Annotated in this window: 4 protein-coding genes; 2 read left to right on the top strand and 2 right to left on the bottom strand. The window is 67.1% G+C overall.

All coding sequences use genetic code 11. The annotated features are described in order from the left end of the window. Nucleotides 1–1,137 (bottom strand): glycogen debranching N-terminal domain-containing protein (locus ACFYML_RS36490; RefSeq protein WP_387424996.1); only part of this gene is annotated, 1,137 nt, incomplete at its 3' end. Beyond that, nucleotides 1,134–1,535 carry an SCP2 sterol-binding domain-containing protein gene (locus tag ACFYML_RS36485; RefSeq protein WP_387424995.1) on the bottom strand — a complete coding sequence of 134 codons (402 nt, stop codon included), beginning with the start codon at nucleotides 1,533–1,535 and terminating at the stop codon, nucleotides 1,134–1,136. The genes ACFYML_RS36490 and ACFYML_RS36485, both read right to left, overlap by 4 nt. A 199-nt stretch (nucleotides 1,536–1,734) precedes the next feature. Here ACFYML_RS36485 and ACFYML_RS36480 point away from each other — a divergent pair, with 199 nt between their 5' ends. Beyond that, nucleotides 1,735–2,112, top strand: a complete 378-nt coding sequence (locus ACFYML_RS36480; protein WP_387424994.1) for an SCP2 sterol-binding domain-containing protein — start codon at nucleotides 1,735–1,737, stop codon at nucleotides 2,110–2,112. Next, nucleotides 2,109–3,227 (top strand): glycogen debranching N-terminal domain-containing protein (locus tag ACFYML_RS36475; protein WP_387424993.1); only part of this gene is annotated, 1,119 nt, incomplete at its 3' end. The genes ACFYML_RS36480 and ACFYML_RS36475, both read left to right, overlap by 4 nt.

The raw sequence follows: 3,227 nt of genomic DNA, 5'->3' as shown, positions 1-3,227 counted from the left end.
CTCGGCCTCGAATTCGCGCACCACGTCCGCGTCTCCCGACCAGCGTTCGTACTCGTCGAGCAGGATCACGAACAGCGGCGTCGCGTCCGCGCTGCCGAAGTACGGCGTGTCAGGCTGCTCCTCGAACGCGGACAACTCGCTGTACCGGAACTCGTGCATGATCTTTCCCGGCTCCTCGTCGCGGAAGTCGTCGAGGACGGCAGCCTGATCGAGGGCGAGTAGGCGCAAGGTGGCCACGGCTTGGTCCGGCACGATTGGCAGCGCCTGCAGACTGGTAAGGATCGAGTCGCGGCCGGTGGCGGTTGCGGCCCACGGCAGGCCGGCGGCCGGCATCGGCTCGCTCGGCAGCGCCAGTGTGTAAAACCGTAGGGCAGCGAGATCGACCAGGCTGCGCCGGTACGTCTGCTCCAGTGGCGTCCAGTCGCACGACAGCTGCGGCGTCTCGGCGAGCCACTGCTTGAGGTCCTGCTCGAGTTCCGGTTTGTTCCGTCGATGCGGGGCGGGGTGCAGATGCGCCCGCACGTCGTCACCGTCGGGACGCAGCACGAGACCCCGGACATGCAGCGTGGTGGTCCACTGCCCGTGTGGTCCGATGCGGATGTCGTACGTCAGCCCGTCCTCGTCGACCCGCGCCGGCTCGCTGGTGGAGATGACCGTCTCCCGCCGGAACGTGTCGCGCTCGTACCCGAGGCACAGGCACCCGTCCGCGGCGCGTTTGTATTTCCGGCCGAGCCGCTCATATCTCCCGCCCTCGGCTACCGCCCACAGCGGGAGGAAGTCCGAGTCCGCCTCGACCCGAATGGTGAATTTCGCTGGTTCGTCCGAATGGTTGAAGACGGTCAGACGCTCCTCGAAACTGCCGACCACCGAGCGCTCGCGGATGACCGAGGCCTTGGCGTCCACGTAGTGGGTGGGGGCGCCGGGCACCAGGAAGAAGCGCGCCTCGAAGTACTGCGAATCGTCCAAGGCCAGCGAGTGCAATCGCTCACCGTTGACGCTCAGCCGCCACAGCGACAGGCATCGCGTGTCGAGCGTGAAGAATCCGGACGGGTCGCCTTGGGCCGTCTCGATGTCGCCGCTGTCCTGGCTCAACACGAAGATGTTGCCGTCCAGGATCCGCACGAGGCCGGGTTTCATGTCCGCCGCCGCTGTTCGTGGGTGAAGGCTCGCGGATGGTGCCCACCCGGGGGCTCGGGGAAGAGCCGTTCCAGCAGGATGATGAGCCGGAATGCCCCGTCGCTCGTGAGTTCGTTCCGCAGCCATGCCGGCTCCGGTTTGATCTCGCCGAGCACCATCCGGTCGAACGAGGCGTTGTCGGTGCGGATGACGATGTCCGCGCTGTGCTCTTCCCTCGTCACCCGGATGTCCCCGTTCGTGATGCTGATGAACCAGTGGTCCGTCCCGTGATCGTGGTCCAAGTCGAAGCGGATGGTGCCGGTCGTCTTTTTGAGCACGCGTCCTTGGCGGGGGAGTTCGGCGAAGAATTTTCTGGTCACATCCGACATCAGAGGTCCTCCCAGAAGCTCGAGCGCCATGGCCAGGATCGCTCCACCCGCCATGTGGTGGCATCACCCGCGCCGGGTGAAATCGAGGCGAGGCGGCGGCGAGGCTGGCTGTCCGTCACCGCCTCGTGACCAGCGAGGACATGGCCGGTCTCACCCGATGCGGGTGATGCCGGAGTACCCCTCGGCGCACTACCTTGTCCGCGTCGGGAGCCGAGCCGAGGGAGTCTTGATGTCCGATCGCGCCGCGGAATTGTTCGGTGGGCTCGGCCGCCGGGGCCACGAACCCCTGCTCCAGGAGGCCGACGCCGCCGTACGCTTCGACCTTGAGCACGAACGCGGAATTGACCACTGGCTCCTCGTGATCTGCAACGGCGATATCCGGGTGTCGCGTGAAGATCGCGAAGCGGACCTCGTCGTTCGGGTTGACCGGGCACTCTTCGAGCGGATCGTCGGCGGCGAGACCAATGTCTACTCGGCGTGGTTGCGTCACGAACTCTCGGCCGAGGGCGACGTGCGCCTGGCTCGGCTCATCCAGCGGATCATCCCGGGGCCCTCGGGTGCGCGCCACCCGCGGGACTTCGCCCGCGAGCAGGGACAGCGGACATGAAAGAGGACCTCGTCAGACTGCTGGACGGCAACACGTTCGTGGTCAGTGAGGACAACGGCGACATCGACGCGTCTCCGAACGTCCCGACCGGATTGTTCTCCTTCGACACGCGATTCCTGTCGAAATGGCTTCTGCGCATCGACGGGGAACGGCTCACCACGCTCACCGTCGACGACGTCGAGTACTTCGAAAAGCGCTTCTTCCTCGTCCCGGCCACCCCCGCTCTCGCCGACGCCCAGGTCTCGGCCATCCGGGAACGCTGTATCGGCGGGAGTTTCACCGAGCGACTGACGGTGATCAACCACAGGAGCCGGCCGGTCGATCTGCGGATCCAGGTCGAGATCGAGAGCGACTTCGCCGACCTGTTCGAGATCAAGGATGTCCAGGCCAAGCGCGGAAAATATCACGCACGTGTGGAAAGCGGGCGCCTGTGCCTCGGGTACGAGCGCGACACGTTCCGGCGGGAGACGATCATCTCCACCAGCGAGCCGGCGCGGGTCGACGAGGACGGCCTGACGTACGACATCCGCATCGGCCCGCACGGACAGTGGGCTACCGAGCTGCACGTGCGCACCCTGGGCCCCGACGGGCGGGACATCCGCGAGAGCCTCCAGGGCAGGACTAGCCGAAAGACGAAGGAGATGCGCCGCGAACTGGACCGTTGGCTGGCCGAGGCGCCCCGCCTGGTCTGCGATTCCGCGGCGCTGACGAAGACGTACCGGCGCTGCCTGGTCGATCTCGCCGCCCTGCGTTTCACCCCCCTGACGGGCGGCGGGCAGACCCTGCCCGCCGCCGGGCTGCCGTGGTTCATGGCCATCTTCGGCCGGGACAGCGTGTTCACCAGCCTGCAGGCGCTGCCGTTCGCGCCAGACCTCGCCGCCACGACGCTACGCCTGCTGGCGCTCACTCAGGGCGCTGTGCTCGACGACTTTCGGGAGGAGGAGCCGGGAAAGATCCCGCACGAGTTGCGGTACGGCGAGACGGTCGCGTTCGAGGAGCAGCCGCACGCGCCGTACTTCGGCAGCGCCGACGCGACGCCGCTCTTTGTGATCCTGCTCGACGAGTACGAACGCTGGACCGGCGACGCCGACACGGTGCGGCTGCTCGAGCGCGCC

It is taken from the genome of Micromonospora sp. NPDC007230 (genome assembly GCF_042869115.1).
Lineage (GTDB): Bacteria > Actinomycetota > Actinomycetes > Mycobacteriales > Micromonosporaceae > Micromonospora.
Note: the sequence above shows the minus strand (reverse complement) of the source record. Positions and strands in the feature narration are given on the sequence as shown.

Excerpts from the sequence above, each read along its gene's own strand:
- ACFYML_RS36485 (WP_387424995.1), bottom strand. The coding sequence starts at position 1,535 with ATGGCGCTCGAGCTTCTGGGAGGACCTCTGATGTCGGATGTGACCAGA.
- ACFYML_RS36480 (WP_387424994.1), top strand. The coding sequence starts at position 1,735 with ATGTCCGATCGCGCCGCGGAATTGTTCGGTGGGCTCGGCCGCCGGGGC.